15 protein-coding genes are annotated in these 18248 nt (G+C 67.7%); 4 read left to right on the top strand and 11 right to left on the bottom strand.

Annotated features, from left to right (window positions below):
* Both ACFWUR_RS23885 and ACFWUR_RS23890 read right to left on the bottom strand, forming a co-directional pair.
* Complete coding sequence (locus ACFWUR_RS23885; RefSeq protein WP_378909708.1) at positions 1–174, bottom strand: hypothetical protein; 174 nt, start codon at positions 172–174, stop codon at positions 1–3.
* A gap of 125 nt (positions 175–299) precedes the next feature.
* On the bottom strand, positions 300–2723 hold the full coding sequence (locus ACFWUR_RS23890) for an HAD-IC family P-type ATPase (RefSeq protein ID WP_378909709.1): 2424 nt from the start codon (positions 2721–2723) through the stop codon (positions 300–302).
* Between the two features lie 34 nt (positions 2724–2757).
* Here ACFWUR_RS23890 and rarD point away from each other — a divergent pair, with 34 nt between their 5' ends.
* Both rarD and ACFWUR_RS23900 read left to right on the top strand, forming a co-directional pair.
* The gene (rarD, locus tag ACFWUR_RS23895; protein ID WP_378909711.1) at positions 2758–3675 is read left to right on the top strand and encodes an EamA family transporter RarD; all 918 of its coding nucleotides are present in this window, start codon (positions 2758–2760) and stop codon (positions 3673–3675) included.
* 97 nt (positions 3676–3772) lie between these two features.
* The gene (locus ACFWUR_RS23900) at positions 3773–4702 is read left to right on the top strand and encodes an ADP-ribosylglycohydrolase family protein (protein WP_378909712.1); all 930 of its coding nucleotides are present in this window, start codon (positions 3773–3775) and stop codon (positions 4700–4702) included.
* A gap of 181 nt (positions 4703–4883) precedes the next feature.
* Here ACFWUR_RS23900 and ACFWUR_RS23905 read toward each other — a convergent pair whose 3' ends face one another.
* The 3 genes from ACFWUR_RS23905 to ACFWUR_RS23915 all read right to left on the bottom strand — a co-directional run bounded on the left by ACFWUR_RS23905 (position 4884) and on the right by ACFWUR_RS23915 (position 10105).
* Positions 4884–8144: an arabinosyltransferase domain-containing protein gene (locus ACFWUR_RS23905; RefSeq protein WP_378909713.1), complete on the bottom strand. Its 3261-nt coding sequence runs from the start codon at positions 8142–8144 to the stop codon at positions 4884–4886.
* Between the two features lie 105 nt (positions 8145–8249).
* Positions 8250–8747 carry a hypothetical protein gene (locus tag ACFWUR_RS23910; RefSeq protein ID WP_378909714.1) on the bottom strand — a complete coding sequence of 166 codons (498 nt, stop codon included), beginning with the start codon at positions 8745–8747 and terminating at the stop codon, positions 8250–8252.
* A gap of 59 nt (positions 8748–8806) precedes the next feature.
* Positions 8807–10105, bottom strand: a complete 1299-nt coding sequence (locus ACFWUR_RS23915; protein ID WP_378909806.1) for a DNA polymerase IV — start codon at positions 10103–10105, stop codon at positions 8807–8809.
* A gap of 177 nt (positions 10106–10282) precedes the next feature.
* Here ACFWUR_RS23915 and ACFWUR_RS23920 point away from each other — a divergent pair, with 177 nt between their 5' ends.
* Entirely contained in the window at positions 10283–11158 is an 876-nt protein-coding gene (locus ACFWUR_RS23920; RefSeq protein ID WP_378909716.1) for a UTP--glucose-1-phosphate uridylyltransferase, read from the top strand.
* Between the two features lie 142 nt (positions 11159–11300).
* Here the strand turns inward: ACFWUR_RS23920 and ACFWUR_RS23925 are convergent, their stop codons facing one another.
* Together ACFWUR_RS23925 and ACFWUR_RS23930 are read right to left on the bottom strand one after the other, a co-directional pair.
* Positions 11301–11816 carry an NlpC/P60 family protein gene (locus tag ACFWUR_RS23925; RefSeq protein WP_378909717.1) on the bottom strand — a complete coding sequence of 172 codons (516 nt, stop codon included), beginning with the start codon at positions 11814–11816 and terminating at the stop codon, positions 11301–11303.
* Positions 11817–12089: 273 nt separating this feature from the next.
* Positions 12090–12623 (bottom strand): TetR/AcrR family transcriptional regulator, encoded by a 534-nt coding sequence (locus tag ACFWUR_RS23930; protein WP_378909719.1) that lies wholly within the window; start codon positions 12621–12623, stop codon positions 12090–12092.
* Between the two features lie 110 nt (positions 12624–12733).
* On the opposite strand from ACFWUR_RS23930, the gene ACFWUR_RS23935 reads away from it, so the two are divergent.
* Entirely contained in the window at positions 12734–13147 is a 414-nt protein-coding gene (locus ACFWUR_RS23935) for an organic hydroperoxide resistance protein (protein ID WP_378909720.1), read from the top strand.
* A gap of 63 nt (positions 13148–13210) precedes the next feature.
* Here the strand turns inward: ACFWUR_RS23935 and ileS are convergent, their stop codons facing one another.
* The 4 genes from ileS to ACFWUR_RS23955 all read right to left on the bottom strand — a co-directional run bounded on the left by ileS (position 13211) and on the right by ACFWUR_RS23955 (position 18209).
* A complete protein-coding gene (gene ileS / locus ACFWUR_RS23940) occupies positions 13211–16417 on the bottom strand; it encodes an isoleucine--tRNA ligase (RefSeq protein WP_378909722.1) in 3207 nt (1068 codons plus the stop codon).
* A 281-nt stretch (positions 16418–16698) separates the two neighbouring features.
* Positions 16699–16899: a hypothetical protein gene (locus ACFWUR_RS23945; protein ID WP_067459298.1), complete on the bottom strand. Its 201-nt coding sequence runs from the start codon at positions 16897–16899 to the stop codon at positions 16699–16701.
* Between the two features lie 89 nt (positions 16900–16988).
* Complete coding sequence (locus tag ACFWUR_RS23950; RefSeq protein ID WP_378909723.1) at positions 16989–17846, bottom strand: DivIVA domain-containing protein; 858 nt, start codon at positions 17844–17846, stop codon at positions 16989–16991.
* A gap of 60 nt (positions 17847–17906) precedes the next feature.
* Positions 17907–18209 carry a YggT family protein gene (locus tag ACFWUR_RS23955; RefSeq protein WP_378559319.1) on the bottom strand — a complete coding sequence of 101 codons (303 nt, stop codon included), beginning with the start codon at positions 18207–18209 and terminating at the stop codon, positions 17907–17909.
* Positions 18210–18248: the final 39 nt, after the last annotated feature.

Below are 18248 nucleotides of genomic sequence, written 5' to 3' on the forward strand. Positions count from 1 at the left end.
CTACGGCCGATCCACGTCGCGGCGGGTGTCGGCCAGCTCCCACAACGCGCGCGCCCGGTCCACATCGCCGGCGCTGTCGTAGGCATCTGCCATCAATTCCAGCGCACCGGCGTCGAGCCGGTCGATCTGCGCGATGAGGTCGGAAAACAGATCGTCCAGTTCGTCGGGGGTCACCGGATGACCCCGAGACGATGCGACATCGACAGCTTTGCCTCCATAGTCGGCAAAGGTACTCCAACACCGAATGTTCGTCCGCCGCAAGGGTTCTCGAAGCCGCCCGGGCCTTGGTCAGCGAGCGGTCACGCGCCCTGCGCACCCACCGCGGGAAAGAGCTTGCCCGCGCCGCCGGAGCGCCGTGCCTGCACCCACCATGCCAGCTCGACCAGCACGATGCCGATCACACCCGAGACCACCGCCGCGAGGGTCAGTCGCGGGTTGGACGGGTCGAGCTTGAAGAACTCGCGGGTGAACGGGATCGTGAACAGCGCGACGTAGGCCAGCACCGACACCACGATCAGCACCACCTTCCACCACACATACGGGCGCGCCACCAGCACGAGCACCCACACCGCGATCATGATCAGCGTGATCAACGCGGTGGTGCCCGCCTGCACCTTCTGCGTTTCCGAGGCTTCCGGCCCGGCGTAGGCGATGAGGTAGGACACGAACGTCGCGACGCCGATCACCACGCCCGAGGGCACCGCCAGGCGCATCACCCGGCCGACGAAACCGGTGCGGGCGCGCTCGTTGTTCGGTGCGAGCGAGAGCACGAACGCGGGGATGCCGATGGTGAACCAGGCCGCGATGGTGACGTGGCGGGGCAGGAACGGATACCCGATGGGGTCGTAGCCGAAAATCTGTGAACCTACGCCCGCCAGGCCGACGAGGAACGCCAGCAGCACCGAGTAGACGGTCTTGGTGAGGAACAGGTTCGAGACGCGTTCGATATTGCCGATCACCCGGCGCCCCTCCCCCACCACATACGGCAGGGTCGCGAACTTGTTGTCCAGCAACACGATCTGCGCCACCGCGCGGGTGGCCGGACTGCCCGCGCCCATCGCGACACCGATATCGGCATCCTTGAGCGCGAGGACGTCGTTGACGCCGTCACCGGTCATGGCCACGGTGTGCCCCCGCGACTGCAGGGCACCGACCATGGCGCGCTTCTGATCGGGTCGCACCCGGCCGAAGGTGGTTTCGTGATCGAGGACGTCGGCGAGCGCGGCCGGATCGTCGGGCAGAGTGCGGGCGTCGACGGCGTGGTCGCCGCCGGGCAGGTCGAGCGAGGAGGCGACCGCGCCGACCGACACGGCATTGTCGCCGGAGATCACCTTGATCGACACCTGCTGGCTCGCAAAGTATTCGAGGGTTTGCTTGGCGTCGGGACGCACCTTCTGCTCGAGCACGACCAGCGCGGCGGGCTCCACCCGACCGGGTGCGTCGTCGGCGTCGACCGGGCGGTCGCCGCGCGCCAGCAACAGCACGCGCAGGCCCGAGGAACCCAGCTCCTCGGCACGGGAGGCGTCGGCGGAGGTGGGATCGAGCAGCACGTCGGCGGCGCCGAGCAGCCAATCACCGTGGGCGCCATAGGAAATGCCGCTCCACTTCTTGGCCGAGGAGAACGGCGCCACGGCGGTCCGCGACCAGCCCGGCGAGTCGGGCAGCGCTTCGGCGATGGCCTGGACGCTGGCATTGGGGCGCGGATCGTCGCCGGCGAGCGCGGCCAGGGCGGCCTCGGCCTGCGCTTCGTCGAATTCGCCGAGCGGTTCGACCTGCGCCAGACGCATGCCGTTCTCGGTGAGAGTGCCGGTCTTGTCGGCGCACACCACGTCGACCCGGGCCAGACCCTCGATCGCGGGCAGTTCCTGCACCAGGCACTTGCGTTTGCCCAGGCGCACCACGCCGACCGCGAAGGCGATCGATGTCATGAGCACCAGGCCTTCGGGGACCATCGGCACCAACGCGGCGACCATGCCGGTGACGGCCGGGCGCCACGATTCCCCGCTCGAGACCAGCTGGTTGTAGATGCTCAGCAGGCCGGCGGGAATGAGCAGGTAGGTGATGAACTTCAGGATCTTGTTGATGCCCGAACGCAGTTCGGAGTGCACCAGCGTGAACTTGCTGGCCTCCTCGGCCAGCTTCGCGGCGTAGGCGTCCTTGCCGACCTTGGTAGCGCGGTAGGCGCCCGACCCCGACACCACGAAGCTGCCCGACATCACCGGCGCGCCGACGCCCTTGTCGATCGGGTCGGCCTCACCGGTCAGCAGCGACTCGTCGATCTCGAGCGCGGCGGCTTCCTCGACCTCACCGTCGACCACGATCTGATCGCCGGGGCCGAGCTCGATCAGATCATCGAGGACGACCTCGCCGGGCGAGACCTGCTGGGCGGTGCCGTCGCGGCGCACCGTCGGCTTGGCCTGGCTGACGATCGCCAGTTCGTCCAGGGTCCGCTTGGCCCTGACCTCCTGGATGATGCCGACCGCGCTGTTGGCCACGATGAGCAGCCCGAACATGCCGTCGATGATCGAGCCTGTCGACAGGACGAGCAGGAACAGCACGCCGAGGATGGCATTGATGCGGGTGAAGACGTTCGCGCGAACGATCTCGCCGACCGAGCGACTCGCCCTCGCGGGGACGTCGTTGGTTCGTCCGTCACGGCGGCGCTCATCGACCTGTGCTGCGGTCAGGCCCGTGGCCGCGGGTTCCTGCACGGATATGGACATGCCCGTCAGATTAGCCGGTCGTATCATGGGATGAATGCAGCGCAGCTCATCCCCGCCCGGTGTCGTTTTCGGTGCGGGCGCCTACCTCATCTGGGGTTCGTTCGCCGCCTTCTTCGGGCTGCTGTCGTTTGCCTCGCCGGCCGAAGTGGTGGCGCAGCGGATCGTCTGGACGCTGGTAGTGGTGCTGCTGGTGCTCACGCTGACCGGGCGACTGGGTGGCTTGCGGGGGATCGATGCCAGGACCTGGCGCCTGGCCGCGGCCGCCTCGGCGGCGTTGTCGCTGAACTGGGGCGTCTACGTCTTCGGCGTCACCACCGGACACATCGTGGAATGCGCGCTGGGTTACTTCATCAATCCGCTGGTCACCGTCGCCGTCGGGGTGCTGCTGTTCCGGGAACGGCTCACCAGGGCGCAGTGGGTGGCGCTGGGACTGGGGGCGCTGGCGGTGGTGGTGTTGACCGTGGATTACGGCAGACCACCGGTGATCGCGTTGATCCTGGCCTGCTCGTTCGCCACCTACGGGCTGGTGAAGAAGGTGATCCGGCTCGACGCGCTCCCCGGCATCGCGGCCGAGGGCATCGTGGCCGTGCCGTTCGCGCTGGCCTTCCTGATCGTCGTGATGGCCACCGGCAGCAGTGAAATGACCTCCAGCCCCGCCCATTTCGGTCTCATGCTCGCCACCGGACCCGTCACCCTGCTGCCGCTGCTGCTGTTCGCTGTCGCGGCCAAGCGGGTCCCGCTCTCGACCATGGGCATCCTGCAGTACCTCACCCCGGCCCTGCAGATGGCCTGGGGCGTCGCGGTCATGCACGAACCCATGCCGGCATCACGGTGGGCCGGATTCGCCCTGATCTGGACGGCGCTGGCGGTGTTCACCACCGACGCCCTGCTGCGGGCGCGCCGGCACCGGCGGCACTCGGTGGTCGAGCCGACCGACGTCGTCGCGCAATAGCTCGATTCGGTGTCGCACCGGCGTGCATCGCCGGTGCGGCACAAGCCGACCGGTAGGCTCGCTGATCGGACGATCCGGTGATGGACACCCGAGAGGGGTGGATTCTGTGCACGATGCGGGGTTCTCGGATCGGGTCGCCGGCGTGCTGGTGGGTACAGCGGCCGGGGACGCGCTGGGGGCGGGCTACGAGTTCACACATCCGGGCCCGGACACGGTGATCGACATGGTCGGCGGCGGGGTGTTCGGCTGGGCTCCGGGCGAGTGGACCGACGATACGTCGATGGCGCTAGCCGTAGCGGTAGCCGCTACCGGCGGACCGGGAATCGATCTCGACGCGGTCGCGGCGGGATTCGTCTCCTGGTACGACTCGAAGCCACCCGACATCGGCAATCAGACCCGAGCCGTGCTGTCCGCTCGCCCTTCTTCCGCGCTGGACATGCAGGCCGTGGCGATGTCGTTGACAGGTCGAACCGGCGGCAACGGGTCGCTGATGCGGACGGCGCCGGTGGCGTTGGCCTATCTCGACGACGCCGCGGAATGCGTGGCGGCGGCGGGCCGGGTCGGGTTGCTCACCCACCACGACGAGCACGCGGTCGAGGCGTGCAAGATGTGGACCTACGCGATCCGGCATGCCGTGCTGAACGCCGATTTCGGCGGGGCTCGCGAATACGTCAGCGGCTCACCGCAATCGGCGTACTGGACCGAACGCCTCGATGAAGCCGAGCAGGGCACGCCCGCCGACTTCCCGAACAACGGCTGGGTGGTGCATGCCCTGCAGACCGCGTGGTGGGCGATCACCACCACCGATGCCGCCACGCCCGAACACCTCCCACTGGCGCTGCAGGCGTGCGTGCGCGCGGGCAACGACACCGACACCACCGCGGCCATCGCGGGCGGATTGCTCGGCGCCCGATGGGGCGCCTCGGCCGTGCCTGCCCGCTGGCGCGCCCTCCTCCACGGCTACCCCGGACTCACGGGCGCCGATCTCCCGGACCTCGCCCTACGCATCGCCACCAACTCCCGCTAGACCGTCCGCGAAACGCTTCGACGGCAACCGGACCGGCAACCGTGCCGATACCGCGTGGCCGCCACAGTCGGTGTGCACATGCCCGTCTCGCCTGACATTCCCGTCCGAGCCGCGGCGCGAAATGTCGGTGACCGCACCGGCCGAGAGCTCCGGGCGGGGTGTACTCGACCGCGACCGGCGACTACCAGGCGGTGATGGTGGGGCCGGGAGTCCATGTGCCCCAGCGGTTGCCGGAGTCGATATCCACCTTCGCGGGGGTGGCGGTGGTGTCGAGGGGGAGGTACTGCTCGAGCGAACCCCAGTCCCGATCCCAGTCGTTGTTCAGATAGGTCGGCAGGGTGCGGGCGGTGAAGAGGAGCTGGGTCCAGCCGAGTGGGCCGCCGCCGTCGTGGCCCTGCCAGAGGTTGGTGATGGTGGCGCCGTTGCGGTCGGGCAGGATGCGGTATTCGGGGAGCTGGGCGATGCCGTTGTAGGTCGGCATCTGGTTCTGGCACGGGAAGTGCAGTCCCACAGCCCAATCCAGCAGAACCGGCGCCTGTCGGCCGACCAGCGCGCTGAGCGTGGTGGTCTGCGGCATGCGCGGCGGGGTCACTGCGAGCCACTGGTCGCCGCCGAGATCCTTGTCGGCGGCGACCAGTCGGACGACGTTCGCGTCGGCAGGCAGCTGGTCGAGCGGGACGCGCAGGTTGCGCCACATCGGGGCGGGACCGATATCGATCGGCGCGATCCGGCCGGTCACGGCGACATCAGCAGTGCCCTCGGCAGCGGCCACTCCGTCGGCCGCAGTGCCGTATTCGACCGCTAGTTCCTGCCCAGGGTGGACGATGCCGTCGGCGTCGACCGAGCGGATCCGGCCTGCCACCGACATCGCGAGCAGCGGGCCGCGCGGACCGTTCGGCAAGCGGAACCAGCCCGTAGTCAGGGCCGCCGGTTCCTGGGCGCCCGCGCGGTAGCTACCGACGACGGGGGTGGTCGCGGGGTCGAGACCGAACGGGAGCTGCAATGACCCCTGCCGCGATTCCGAGCCCGCCGAGGTCGAGGCATCACGCAATTCTTCGGGATCATCGGACACCGAGTTGGCCTGGCCTGTGGTCGATTCCACCTCGTCGGAGGTGAGCACCGGAGCGACACCATCGACCCGGAAGCCGGTGGATTCGGCGCCGTTCATCGCGGTGGTCACGTCACCGGACAGCGGGGCGAGCATCGAGGCATTCGGGTCGGTCTCGACGAGCACCTCGTCGGCCATCCCACATCCGCCCGCGAACGCCGCAGAGAGGTTCGAACCGGCCAAGGAGTACGCGGGGTATTGGGACACTGTGGCTTTGGCGAAGGAGGCCACTTCGAACAGCACCATCATCGCGGCGGCCACCGCGAGAACGGGCAGCCCGGCCAACCGCTCAGCCTTGGGCTGCGGTTTCGGATTCGGATGAACGTGGAACCACGCCGCCACGGCGAGCGCAAGCAGAGTCAGGCCGACGAAGAAGGTCGAAACGCCGTACCCCGCGACCGTCGGCGGCTTGTCCCACCACGGGACTCCCCACGACGAGACGTACCAGTACCCGTTGGCACCGACCCAGGTCATCGACAGGGCGAAGAAGACACCTGCGGCGTACAGCGCGCGATTGCGCATCGGTCGCAGGACCTGCGAGCTCACCGCGACCGCGGTCACCGCGGCGACACAGGTGGCCAGGCCCGCGAACACACCGAACTGGTGGGTCCACTTGGTGGGCGAGAACATCATCAGAACCATGGCGGCGAGGGTGATGCCGAGCATGCGCCGGACCGGGCCGACCGCGGTGCCGGGGATATGTCCGCCGCGGCGCAGCAGGACAGCGGTGCAGACGATGAGCCCGATCAGCATCGCAAAGACACCGAAACGCCTGGTCAGCCAGCCGTCAGCATTGAGTTGCAGCAGGTACTGGTAGCGCAGGAATTCGAAGAACCAGGATTCTTTCGGCCCGATCACACCGTGCACGGCGAACATCTCGCGCACACCGGCGAAGGTTCGGTCGGCGAAGACCACGGTCAGCACCACCGAACCCGCCGCCAGAATCGGCAGCAGCAACGCGAGATAACCCACGGTCTTCGCCCGCGTCACGATCACTGCGGTGACGATGCGCGCACCAGCCACCAGCGCGCCGAGACAGATCAATCCCGACGGTGCGCCGGTGAGGGTGAACGCGGCCACGATCACCGCGACGGCGAACGGCAGCAGCCGCCGGGTCGCGATCGCTCGTTCGACCGAAACCCATGTGACCAGAACACCCAGTGCGACAACGAATTCCGCGCGTAGACCGTTGTTGTAGGGCAGCCAGAAGGCCAGGAAGACGAGGGCTGCGGTCCACGTGGCGACGCGTTCGCGGCGCAGAGCCACGCCGAGGCGGGGCAGCACTTCGCGACTGATCAACCACCAGGTGAGCACGCCGGCGCCGAGGGCAGGCAGCCGGACCAGCGGGCTGACCGCCGAGATATGGGTGAGCCATCCGATGATGTCGACGTAGGGGGTGTAGAACGGGCCCTCGTCGACGCTGAACCAACGGTAGTAGTTCGACATGTTGCCCGAACTACTGGCGCCCCTGGCCATGCCGAGGATGTAGCCGTCGTCGGAGGTGTTGGCGCCGATGAAATGCCAGACGAGCAGGACCGAGAACACCAGCCAGTCGACGGGGCGCAGTCGCCACCAGCGTTGCGGCAGGAAGCGGCGGGCGGACCGGCCGTCGAGGGCATCGAGGCGGTGCAGCGCGAACAGCGACACCACCGTTGCCAGCAGGCAGAGCACGATCACGGCCAGTTTGAGCCAGGTCGGCGACGATGTGTAGCGCGCGTCGACGTCGACGCGCACCGCGAGATCCGCGGGCGCGGCACCGGTCAGTTCGCTGAACACGCCGACGACCTGGGGACGCAGATCGGCGGCCACCGCGGCGCCTTCACCGAGACCTGTTGTGGTGACCGTGGATTCCTGCGGGGTGATCGCGATCGTGAGCGCGCAGGAGCGGTCGAGTACCTGCGCCAGCGGCGCGGTCCAGATCAGCGTCGAGCGCGAGACGACGTCGACCCGACCTGGGCGTTGGTCGGTGTCGGCGACCACCTTCACGACGAAGCCGTACTTCTCCATGTCGGCCGATTGCCGCGGCACGGTGGAGACAGCCACACCGCCGGTGCCTGCCAGGGAACTCAACGCCGCACACGGCACCGTGGCGGACAAGGCGGCGGGCGCGTAGGCGATCAGTGGCGATTCGACGGCGGCGGGTGAGCCTTGTTGGGGCCAGGACACCGTCGCGGCATCTACCCGGACGGGCAGGAAGGGGAGCACGGCGGCAGTGAGAATGCCGATCAGGCCCGCGACGATCGCGACGATGCGCGCCCACCCCGCGCGATCACGTCGCGCGGAGCCGGAAACATCCTTGGGCGGATGCCCCTGACGCACGATCGTCTCTACCACGGGGCCCGATAGTAGCCGCGCCACCGACAGCAGGCGAAACACCGTAGCGACTCGTAGGCGAAAGCCCCGCCCGGACAGGTCCGGACGGGGCTGGCGCGAACAAGATCAGGGGCAGGCGACCGAGGTCTGACCCAGGTTGGTCATCATCCCGCAGGCCCACGACTTCTGGACCTTCCACTTGCCCTCTTCGGCCACGAACGGCACGTCGACGACATTGGTCTGGCCGTTGACGGTGAAGTCGGCCTTCGCGTTGACGCTGTCACCGAAGGAGGTCACCTCGGTGACCTGCACCTGAACATTGGCGTCCGAGGCGGCCTGGGCCAAGCGGTTGGGCAGTTCGGGGTCGGCCTCGCCGCCCTGCACGAAGTCCAGCTTCTGTTCGTTGGGGACCGACGGGTCCAGCGCGGTGTTGAGCTGCTCGTTGAGCTGCTCCACGGTCGGCACGGGGGGCAGCTCCGCCGTCGCCGAGGCCGCGGCCTTCGCGCTGGTGGTGGTTTTGGCGGCGGGCTTGTCGCCCTTGTCGTCGCTGCACGCGCTCAGGCCGAGGGCGGCGACCACGGCCAGTCCGGCGATCGCTACACGTCCGGTCGTACGAAGCTTCAACTGCTCGTCCTTTGCGTTCGAGGTGGGAGTGGTTCCATCGCGGTAGCCGAGGCTACTCCTCAGGCGAGGCTTGCCAGCGGATCGGCCCGTGTCAGCCCCGTGTCGTCGGCTGGAAAGGTACGCGCCGGGCCGGGACCTGTCGAGCTGGTCTCGAAGCGCACGGTCACCACGCCGTAGCCCGCACCCTGCACCCAGCCGTGCCCGAATTCCGAATGATTCACATCCATTCCCGGAAACCACAGTCCCGCAGGCGGATTCGGTAGTTCGTCCGGCGGCGGCGGGGCGTCCTCGACGGTGCCGAGATCGGCGGGCACCGCCTGATCGAGTTCGGGGAACAGCGATTCCTGGCGCACCAGCGACAACCCGCCGTACCCGACACCGACGAGGCGGATCGGCCCGAGTTCGGCGGGGTCGATCGCGGAGCGTTGCGCGGCCGCGGCCAGCGTGGTGAGGTCGGCGGTGGCGTAGGGCAGGGTGAACGACCTGGTCACGATGCCCATATCCGACTTCTTCAATTTGAGGACCACGGTGCGGGCGGCGCGACCGTCGCGTTCGAGCCTGCGGTGTGCCGACGCCGCCATCGCGGTGACGGCGGCGCGCAGGTCGGCCATGGTGACGATGTCGCGCTCGTAGGTGTTCTCGGCGCTGATCTGCTTGGCCTCGGCGCGTTCGGTGACAGGGCGATCGTCGATCCCGCGCGCGAGCCGGTGCAGTGCGGCGCCGACGCTGCCACCGAGGGTCGACACGGCCTCCGATTCCGGCAGCGCGGCGAACGCGCCGACCGTCTCGATGCCGAGGCTGCGCAGCCTGGCCTCGGCGACCGGCCCGATCCCCCACAGTGCGCGCACCGGCAACGACGCGAGCAGCTCACCCTGTTCCGAGGGTGAAATGACCCGCATCCCATCGGGTTTGGCGAGGCCGGAACCGATTTTGGCGAGTTGTTTCCCGGTCGCGGCACCGATCGAAGCAGTGAGCCCGGTCTGGGCTCGAACCAGAGCGCGCAGCATCGCGCAATAGTCCTCGACCGCGGCGACGCTCGCGCCCGCCAGTTCGGCGGGCTCGGCGAAGGCCTCGTCGAACGACAATGTCTCGAGCACCGGAACACAGCCGCGCAACGTGTCGAACACCCGCGCGCTCAGCACCGAGTACAGCGCGCCCCGCGGCGGCACGACCACCGCCGACACGCCGATCAGGCGCCGGGCCTGATGCATCGGCATGGCCGAGCGCGCGCCGTAGACCCGGGCCTCGTAGCTGGCCCCCGCGACGACACCGCGCTGGCTCGCCCCGCCGACGAGCACCGGGCGGCCGCGCAGGGTGGGGCGGGTCAGTTGTTCGACCGAGGCGAAGAAGGCGTCCATATCGATGTGCAACACCCAGCGACGGGCGGTCGCCGCCGCATCGGGCCTGGCCGGAGCCCCGGCGGCGGGAGTGTGGGTGCTCACCAGCCGCAATCTACGCCGCAGCTCCGACAATTCCTCCAGCCGTTGCCAGCCGTCGCACACCGATGACACAGCCGAATGTGTGATGATCGGGGGATGAAGATCCGCAAGGCTGTCATTCCGGCGGCGGGAATCGGCTCCCGGCTGCTTCCGCTGACCAAGGCGACGCCGAAGGAGATGCTGCCGGTCGGGGACAAGCCGGTCATCGAGCACACGGTGCGTGAACTGGTGGCCTCCGGGATCACCGACATCACCATCGTCGTGAGCAGCGGCAAGTCGCTGATCCAGGATCACTTCCGGCCGAATCCGGCCCTGGTCGCACAACTGCGCGCCGACGGCAAGTCCGCCTACGCCGACGCCGTGGAAGAGGTCGGTGAGCTCTCCCGCGAGGGCCACATCACCTACCTCGACCAGCACGGCCCGTACGGCAACGGCACGCCGGTGCTCAACGCCGCGCGACACCTGGGCGACGAACCGATGCTGGTGCTGTGGCCCGACGACGTGTTCGTGGCCGAAGTACCGCGCGCCCAGCAGTTGATCACCGCCTACGAATCGACGGGGTGCCCGGTGTTGGCGCTGCTGCCCATGTCGCCGGGTGAGTCGCAGCGTTACGGCGTGCCCGTGGTGCGCGAGGACCTCGACGACGGGCTGCTGCGCATCTCCGGCCTCATGGAAAAGCCCAAGCCCGAAGACGCCCCGTCGGCCTTCGCGGCGATCGGTGGGTACGTGGTGACACCCGGCATCATCGACGAGCTGCGCACTCAGACCGAGAACTGGTACACCCACCAGTCCGGCGAGGTGTACCTGACCGACGCGATCAACAACTACGCCGCCGAGCACGCGGTGTACGGCCAGGTCATCCAGGGCCGCTGGTACGACACCGGCAACCCCGCCGACTACCTGGTGGCCCAGTTCGCCTCGGCCCTGGCCCATCCCGAATACGGCCCGCTACTGCGTCAACTGGTGGACTGAGGTCTTTTTCTCACCGGACGGGCTCTTTTCTCGCGGCCCGCCCGATTCTGGACTGACCAGAGGGTGCGACGAAGGAGCGCCCGCCGGGAGGGAAGAATCGGGGCCCGAAGGGCCGCGACCCGCGGCCCCGGCCGCCAAGAACTCAGAATCTACGGATCGCGAAGATGTCGAACTCGCGCAACGGGTGCAGGCCGACCGGAACGCCCCAGTCGTGGGCGTCGAGGAGTTGGCCCATTCCCGCGTAGATGCCGACGTGGGAGCCGTCGCCGTTGAGGATGACGACATCGCCTGGGGCCAGGCCGCCGAAGGTCACCGGAAGGCCGACTTTCGCCTGCTCCCAGGTGGTGCGCGGCAAGCTGACGCCGACCTGCCGGAATGCCCACTGGACCAGCGCAGAGCAGTCCCAGGAGTGTGGGCCCACCGCACCCCACTCGTAGGGTTTGCCGAGCTGGGTCATGGCGGCGGTGAGGGCGCCGATGCCGGTGGCGCTGGGCAGCGGGATCATGCCGGAGCCGCTGGAGCTTCCCGACGACGAGCCTGATGCGCCGGAGCCCGACGCGCTGCCGGGCTGTGACCACGCGGGCCCGGCCAGGACGACTGTCGCGGTGACGGTGGCGACGAAGCCGATACCCATCCGTCTCGAGAGTTTTCGCTTCATGTGCGCGCCCTTCCTCACGGCCGGGAGCCCAGGACTCCGGCTGGTCGGCTATCGGGCGGCGTCGCCTGATCCTCGGGTGTGCCACCCACTGATCCGGTGTCGCGCCGAGATGTCGCCATCACCGGCGCGCACCGTTTCCACAGGACAATCGTCACGAGCAGTCACTGTCGCCTCAGCGGTTCCATGCGCATCAGCAGTAACATCACAATTCTGCCCGACCGGCTCGCCGATGTCACAGAATTCAGCAACTTTCCAGCATCTTTTCGCACACGCTCAGGTGATGAGCGTCAATGCTGCGCGAACGCCGGCTCGAACCGTGTCGTCGTCGCCGACGCCGCCGCTGATCGTCACGCCGTCGCGGGTCAGGAGCAGGGCGCGGGCGGCGTCGTCGGGCGCCGGGTGGCCACCTGCGCGCAGGTGTTCGGCCATGAGCTCACGGAACCAGGTGCGGTAGTCGTCGACGACGCGGCGGACCGGATGTCGCGGGTCGGGGAATTCCACCGCGGCATTGAGGAAGGGGCAGCCACGGAAGCCGGGGCCGCAGCTGATGCCGCCGATCGTGTCGAAGATGGTGGTGATGGTGGCGTAGCCCTCACCCGGCACCGATTCCAGCGCGTTGCGCTGGCGCGCGTACTCACGCTGCAGGTAGGCGACCACCAGGTCGTCTTTGGTTTTGAAGTGCCGGTAGAAGGTCGCCTTGGCGATACCGGCCTCGGCGATGATCCGGTCGATGCCCACCTTGTGGACACCCTCGGCATAGAACAACCGGGTGGCCGTGTCGAGCAGACGTTCGCGAGCGGCACTCATCGGTGACCTGCGTCCTTTCAGAAATTCAGCGCTTCCCCTTGACGATATCAGACAGATCTGTCTACTCTGATGATCACAAGAGAACAGACAGTTCTGTCTAGGAGGACACCATGGCACCTATCTACACCGCGGTCGCAACCTCGGTCGGCCGCGAAGGCCGTTCCTACAGCGACGACGGCGTGCTCGATCTGACGCTCGCCGCCCCCAAGGCGATGGGCGGCGACGGCGCGGGCACCAATCCGGAGCAGCTCTTCGCGGCGGGCTACTCGGCCTGTTTCGCCAGCGCGCTGCAACTGGTCGCCAAGCGGATGAAGATCGAAGCCAGCGACGCGTCGGTGACTGCCGAGGTCGGTTTGAACCCCCTCGAGGGCGGCCGTTTCGGACTCTCGGTCGTGCTGCGCGTGGAACTGCCCGAGCACCTGCACAACGAGCAGGGCACCCAACTCATCGAGACCACCCATCAGGTGTGCCCGTACTCCAACGCCACCCGGGGCAATATCCCGGTGGAACTGGTCGTCGAGTAACTGTCCACCGCACACACAAGGTCCGGGCTCGGCGAGCCCGGACCTTTTCGCGCTGCGCAGAACTCAGGCCTTCGCGACCGAAACCTTGACGCCACCGGTGATCTCGGCGGCATCGGCACCGGCATCACCGAAAGTCAGTGCGGTGGCCAGGATTTCCCCGGCGATCAGGTCACGGTGGGTCGCGGCCCACTGCACCCGTTCGGCGGGCACGTCCAGAACCACGCTGATCCGGTCGGACACCTCGAGACCCTGCGACTTGCGGGTCTCCTGCAGGTCGCGGATGAGGTCGCGGGCCCAGCCCTCGGCCTCCAGCTCCTCGGTGACCACCGAGTTCAGCACCACCAGGCCGGCATTGCCGGGCAGGGCGGCGGTGGACTCCGGTTCGGCGGCCACCAGGCGCTGGGTGTATTCCTCGGGCAGCAGGGGGATTCCGGCAGCGGTCACGACACCGTCGGCGGATTCGCTCCACTCCCCCGCCTTGACGGCCTTGATCACCGTCTGCACCTGCTTACCGATGCGCGGGCCGGCGGCGCGCGCGTTGACGACCAGTTCGAACCGGCCGTGTGCGGAGACGTCGGTGGTCAGGTCGACCTTCTTGACGTTGACCTCGTCGGCGATCAGCTCGGCGAACGGCGCGAGCCGCTCGGCGTCGGCCGCCGCGATGGTGGCTTCGGCCAGAGGCAACCGCACCCGCAGGTTCTGGGCCTTGCGCAGGCTCAACACGGTGGAACAGACGACCCGCACCTCGTCCATGGCGGCGACCAGTTCGGGATCGTGCGGCAGCTCGGTCTCGGTCGGCCAGTCGGTCAGGTGCACCGAACGTCCGCCGGTGAGCCCACGCCAGATCACCTCGGTGATCAGCGGCAGCAGCGGCGCGGCGAGGCGGGTGACCACTTCCAGCACCGTGTGCAGGGTGTCGACCGCGTCGCGGTCCTCGGACCAGAACCGCGAACGCGACCGGCGCACATACCAATTGGTGAGCGCGTCGGCGAACCCGCGCAGTTCGTCGGCGGCACCGGCGATGTCGTAGGCCTCCAGCGCCTCGGTGACCACGTCGCGGGTGACCGCGAGCTTGGCGAGGATGTAGCGGTCGAGCACGTTCGGCGAATCCGTGCGCCACACACCCGGCTTCGAGGCGTAGAGCTGTAGGAACGTCCACGCGTTCCACAGCGGCCGCATCGCATGGCTCACGCCTTCACGGATGCCGCGCTCGGTGACGATGAGGTTGCCGCCCCGCAGGATCGGCGAGCTCATCAAGAACCAGCGCATGGCGTCGGAGCCGTCGCGGTCGAAGACCTCGTTGACGTCGGGGTAGTTACCCTTCGACTTCGACATCTTCAAGCCGTCGTCACCGAGCACGATGCCGTGCGCGGCAACGGTTTTGAACGACGGCGAGTCGAACAGCGCGGTCGAGAGCACGTGCAGGGTGTAGAACCAGCCACGGGTCTGCCCGTTGTACTCGACGATGAAGTCGCCGGGGAAGTGGCTGTCGAACCACTCCTTGTTCTCGAACGGGTAGTGCACCTGCGCGTAGGGCATCGAGCCCGACTCGAACCAGCAGTCGAGCACCTCGGGAACCCGGCGCATGGTCGAATTCCCGGTCGGGTCATCGGGATTGGGCCGGGTGAGCTCGTCGATGTACGGGCGGTGCAGGTCGGTGGGGCGCACGCCGAAGTCGGCTTCGAGCTCGTCGAGCGAACCGTAGACGTCCACGCGCGGGTAGGCCGGGTCGTCGGAGACCCAGACCGGGATCGGGCTACCCCAGTAGCGGTTTCGGCTGATGTTCCAGTCGCGCGCGCCCTCGAGCCACTTACCGAACTGACCGTCGCGGATGTGCTCGGGCACCCAGCTGATCTGCTGGTTGAGCTCGACCATCCGGTCACGGAACTTGGTCACCGCGACGAACCAGGACGGCACCGCCATGTAGATCAGCGGCTGACCGGAACGCCAGCTGTGCGGGTAGGAGTGCTCGATCGTCTCGTGCCGCAGGAGCTTTCCGGCGGCTTTGAGATCCTTGATGATCACCGGGTTGGCGTCGAAGACCATCAGGCCCTCGTACGGCGGCACCATCGAGGTGAACTTGCCCGCCGGGTCGAGAGGTTGGACGATCTCGATGCCGTTGGCGCCGGCGACATCCATGTCCTCTTCACCGAAAGCCGGTGCGAGGTGGACGATTCCGGTGCCCGAGTCGGTCGTGACGTAGTCTGCGGTGAGCACGCGGTGCGCGTTCGGGTGGCCGACGAAGAAGTCGAACGGCGGGGCGTAGGACAGATCCGACAGGGCGGCACCGTCGTACTCGCCGAGCACCTGTGGCTCCTCGCCGAGTTCGCGGCTGTAGTGCGACACCCGCTCGGCGGCCAGCAGATAGCGCTTGTCATCGGCGCCGCGCACGTGCACGTAGCGCACGTCGGGGTGTACCGCGATCGCGAGGTTGGACGGCAGGGTCCACGGCGTGGTCGTCCAGATCAGCGCGTTCGCGCCGTCCAGTGCGGCAAGGGGATGTTCGGCGGGCACGCTCAGTCGCATGTCGACGGTGACCGCGGGGTCCTGACGCATCTTGTACGCGTCGTCGAGGCGGGTCTCCTGGTTCGACAGCGGCGTCTGCTCGTACCAGCTGTAGGGCAGCACGCGGAAGCCCTGGTAGATCAGGCCCTTCTCGTGCAGCGACTTGAACGCCCACATGACCGACTCCATGAAGTCGAGGTCGAGGGTCTTGTAGTCGTTGTCGAAGTCGACCCAGCGGGCCTGGCGGGTGACGTAGGCGCGCCACTCGTCGGTGTAGCGCAGCACCGACGATCTACAGGCGGCGTTGAACTCGGCCAGCCCCATCTCGTCGATCTGCGCCTTGTCGGTGATGCCGAGCTGCTTCTCGGCTTCGATCTCGGCGGGCAGGCCGTGGGTGTCCCAGCCGAAGCGGCGGTCGACCTTTTTGCCGCGCATGGTCTGGAAGCGCGGGATCAGGTCCTTGACGTAGCCGGTCAGCAGGTGGCCGTAGTGCGGCAGGCCGTTGGCGAAGGGCGGGCCGTCGTAGAAGACGAACTCATTGGCGGCTGCGACGGGGCCGGAGGCGGCAGCCTGCGTAACCACGGAGGCCCCCGCAGGCGCCGAATCAGCTACAGCACCCTCGCGGTTGGCGATGCTGGCGCGGAAGGTGTCGTCGCGAGCCCAATAGTCGAGCACCTGGGTTTCGAGCTCCGGGAACGTCGCGCCCGAACCCGCGCCGAAATCGACCCGGGGGTATGCGTTACCGGTAGTTGTCTCGTCCGCCATCGCGGATCTACTCCTCGTGCCGCCGCGCTGTAAGCGCGAAATGTGGGCACGGGGACGATGTCGGCGCCGGTGCGCCGTACCGCGGTACCACCCCGTTTGCTCGTACTGTCCCTCGCCGGGAACGGCACGAGCCTCTCGTTGTGTGAGCTGTGACGGGCTCACCCGTTCGGTTCTACTGGGCGCGAACGCTGTTCTTCCGAAGGCTCCCCGGTGATGGCCGGATCAGTGCCGTGTGTAGTTCGATTCTAACCGGGCTCGTCCAGTCGATATTCCGCGCCCGATCAGTTCCGCCGGGCGTGTCGGCCGGGTGGGACCGGTTCGCTCTCGGGTTTTCGGGTAGCCAGTGCGCTCACGAGCAAACTCGCGGCACCGACAACACAGATCAGAATGCACCCCCACGCCCACACCACCGAACCGGTGGCGAGCGCCGCGACGAGCAGTCCGAAGCCGATCGCCGCAAGAACAAGCGTCAAGACGAGCATGCTGACTCCCAAGCCAACCGAGCAGCCCGACGATAGCTGGGCATTCCCGAATCACGCGACGCGCTGCGTCGCGCGACTCGGGAACCAGTTTACTTGCCGCCCTTGGCGAAGGAAGCGGGAGCCAGACTGTTGGCCGAACCGTTGGTTTCGCCCGCGAACTCGCCGCCGTCGACCGGTACGGCCGACCCACGGTTCTCGAGCTCTTCCAGCTGCGATTCCAGGTAGGACTTCAGGCGCACCCGGTACTCGCGCTCGAAGGTCTTCAACTGCTCGATGCGGCTTTCGAGCACCGTGCGCTGCTGGGTGATCGTGGCCATGATCTCGGCGTGCTGACGCTCGGCGTCGGCGGTGAGCGCCTCGGCCTTGTCCTTGGCCTGCCGGATCTGGGTGTCGGAGCGGTTCTGCGCGTCCGACAGCATGGCGTCGGACTTCTGACGCGCGTCGGCGATCATCGCTTCCGAACGGGTGCGGGCATCGCCGACCAGTCGCTCGGAGTTTGCCCGCGCGTTCGAGAGCAGACCCTCGGCCTCGGTCTTGGCGTCGGTGGTCAGGCGGTCGGCCATCTCCTGCGCCAGGGTGAGCACCTTCGCGGCCTGCATGTTCGCGTCCGGGCCGTTGTTCTGCACCGGGGCCGCGACGGGCATCGGGGCGGGCGGCGCGACCGGAACCGGCTGCGGAACGGGGTCCGGCGCGGGGGGAGGTGCCTGCTGAACAGGCGCTTTCGCGGCGTTGACCGGGGCCGGGCCACGGTTCTTCTTGGCGTCGGCCAGCTCGGTGTCGAGTTCGGCGACCCGCTGACGCAGGTCGGCGTTCTCCTCGATCAGGCGCGAAAGCTCCTGTTCGACGAGATCCAGGAAGGCATCGACCTCGTCCTCGTTGTAGCCGCGCTTACCGATCGGCGGTTTGCTGAACGCGACGTTGTGCACATCGGCAGGAGTCAGCGGCATCGAAGGATCCCTTCACGCGTCTTTTGGAGAACTAGCAAGCGGTCTTCTCGATTCATTGTGTCACACGGAGGTCACGGGCTGCCCGAGCCTACCCACGATCGACATCAGGATGAAGACGAGGAAGAGCAGGACCATTATCGAAAGATCGAGGCGAATACCCCCAAGATTCACAGGAGGTATCAACCGCCTCAACAGTTTCACCGGAGGGTCGGTAACAGTGAAGATCGCCTCGAGGATGATCACCACCACACCGGTCGGGCGCCAGTCGCGCGCGAAACTGCGAATGAACTCGACGATCACCCGACTGATGAGCAACAGCCAGAAGATGAAAAGCACGAGGTACAGAACCGCGAACAGGGCCACGGGTTCACTCTGCCGCAAAATCGGCAGGGTGCAAAATGG

Origin of the sequence: Nocardia sp. NPDC058633 (genome assembly GCF_042717045.1) — a bacterium.
Lineage (GTDB): Bacteria > Actinomycetota > Actinomycetes > Mycobacteriales > Mycobacteriaceae > Nocardia.